Here is a 358-nt window from a genome sequence, read left to right on the forward strand (position 1 = left end):
GCGTCGGGCCCGAACAGCGCACCGCGCGCTGACGTGCCTTTAGATACGCCTACTCTTCGCGCCGTTCGGCCACGAGCGCGAGGCTGCGATACACGAGCCACGGCCCGAGAATCTGCAGCACGAAAATCGAACACATCACGATGGCCCGCAGCTGCGGATCGAAATTCGGATAAAGGTTGTAGGTGTCGTCGACTAGCAGATAAGCCAGCGCCGACATCGGCGACAAGGACAAACCGAGCGCCATGCCCTGCTTCCAGTTCAAGCCGCTCGGCCTGGCGAACGCGAGGACGCCGACCAGTTTCGCGACGAGGCGCGCAACAATCAGACCCAGCGCCGCGACACCGCCGAGCGCGATGTG

At 63.7% G+C, this 358-nt stretch carries 1 pseudogene; it reads right to left on the reverse strand.

The features are described from left to right. Positions 1 to 49: 49 nt before the first annotated feature. Positions 50 to 358: pseudogene (locus SB771_RS33705) on the reverse strand (sodium:proton exchanger); the annotation flags it as partial.

It is taken from the genome of Burkholderia sp. SIMBA_051, assembly GCF_046534915.1.
Classification (GTDB): Bacteria; Pseudomonadota; Gammaproteobacteria; order Burkholderiales; family Burkholderiaceae; genus Burkholderia; species Burkholderia ambifaria.